Source organism: Mycobacterium sp. 2YAF39 (assembly GCF_052114565.1).
Classification (GTDB): Bacteria; Actinomycetota; Actinomycetes; order Mycobacteriales; family Mycobacteriaceae; genus Mycobacterium.
Window position 1 is genome coordinate 1 of sequence record NZ_JBFREZ010000029.1, and the last position, 1956, is coordinate 1956.

Sequence of the window (1956 nt, forward strand, 5' to 3'; positions counted from 1 at the left end):
TGGGCCGGTGCGGCGATGGCGACGACGATGCCGCCGAGGGAGGCCAGTCCGAAGGTGACCAGGGCTGCGGTGGTGGCGAGGCGGGTCTTGATCATCGGAGTTCCTTTTCTCGTGGCCATCTGGTGTGGCTGCTTGAGATAAAGGATCGGACGAGGCCCTCAACGAAACCTCAATGCAGAAACCCGGCCCCTCAATGAGGGACCGGGTTCCTATGTCGCTACACCAGTGCGAGCTGCCGGCCGGGCTCGTCCTGTGCGGCACTACGCTGCCGACCGTGAGCGCAAAGCCGATGTCCCGCCGGACGATGCTGAGCGGCGCCGTCGCAGGGGTGGCGACGCTGGCGCTGACGTCGTGCTCGGCGAAACCCTCCTCCAAGCCTGTAAGTAGCGGCGCCGCTACGGAACCCGGTGCGGCCTTCGAGGAGCTCGACGCCAAGATCGAAGCAGGCATGAAGGCCTACGGAATACCCGGCGTTGCTGCTGCGGCCTGGGTCGACGGCAAGGAGCACGTAAAGGGGTACGGGGTCACCAATGTCGACCATCCGACTCCCGTCGACGGTGACACCATCTTCCGGATCGGCTCCACCACGAAGACGTTCACCGGAACGGTGATGATGCGGCTGGTGGAACAGGGCAAGGTGGATCTGGACGCACCTGTGCGCCGCTACCTCCCCGACTTCGCGGTGGCCGACCCGGCCGTCGGCGCCGTCGTGACCGTCCGCCAGCTGCTCAACCACACCTCGGGCTGGCTGGGTGAGTACCTACAGGACTTCGGGCGCGGCGACGACGCGATCGCCCGCTACGTGGCTTCGATGACGCGGCTGCCGCAGCTGACCGCACCGGGAACGGTGTTCGCCTACAACAACGCAGGTTTGGTGGCGGCAGGGCGGATCGTCGAGGTCGTCACAGGAATGACCTACGAGGCTGCGGTGCAGAAACTGTTGCTCGATCCCTTGCAGCTGAGCTCTACCCACTATTTCACCGACCAGATAATCGGCCTGAACATCGCGGCATCGCACAATGTCGTCGACGGTAAACCGGTTGTCGACAGCGACTTCTGGGACTTTCCGCGTAGCTGCGATCCTACCGGTGCGTTGATGTCGAGTGCGCGAGATCAGTTGCGTTACGCACGGTTTCACCTCGGCAACGGCACCGCACCCAACGGCTCCCGACTGCTGAGCCCGCAATCGTTGTTGGCGATGCGTTCCGACCCGGGCGCCGGCGGCACGCTCCAGGTCGAACTCACCGGCATGGGTGTGACCTGGATGCTGCGACCCTCCACGGAGAACGTGACGATCGTCCAGCACGGCGGAACCTGGCCCGGTCAACTCTCAGGTTTCTTCATGGTGCCCGAGCGGAACTTCGCCATGACAGTGCTCACCAACTCCGCTGGCGGCGCCAAGCTGACCGCCGACCTTTTTGGCGACGATTGGGCGCTGCGCCGCTTCGCCGCGATCGGCAACCTGCCCGCCGAGCCCCAGCACCTGAGTGCGGCTGATCTGGAGCCGTACACCGGGCGCTACATCGTCGAGGGCATCCCTCCATCCGGCATCCTCGAGCAGACAATCATCGAATTCCAGTCAGGCGACGGCCAACTCGACGGGACCACGGTCGGCGCCGATGCCAGCGGCCGCCCGGATGAGACGTCCCGCACCCGAACAGGCCTCGTCTTCTACCGGCGCGACTACGGCGTCGATCTTGGGCCTGATGGCAAGCCCCTGCACACGCGGTCCGATTTCGTACGCGGCCGAGACGGTGCCATTGCCTGGTTCCGCAGTCATGGCCGCCTCTATCGGCGTCAGTAGTGCGGATCGCTTCGTGCGTTTAGCGGGGGCTGTGCGGGTGGGGTAGTTCGTTGCTGCCCTTGTGTCCCTGGCCGTTGTGCTCACTGTGCGGGGCCGGAGTGTTCGGGAACGGGAGGTGCACGCCGGTGGAGGTGCTGCCGGGGGCGGGGACG

The 1956-nt window shown here is 65.5% G+C and carries 1 protein-coding gene; it reads left to right on the forward strand.

Annotated elements, in window-relative coordinates; all coding sequences use genetic code 11:
* Positions 1-304 precede the first annotated feature (304 nt).
* The gene (locus tag AB4Z42_RS28310) at positions 305-1804 is read left to right on the forward strand and encodes a serine hydrolase domain-containing protein (RefSeq protein ID WP_442012565.1); all 1500 of its coding nucleotides are present in this window, start codon (positions 305-307) and stop codon (positions 1802-1804) included.
* The last annotated feature ends 152 nt before the right edge of the window (positions 1805-1956 follow it).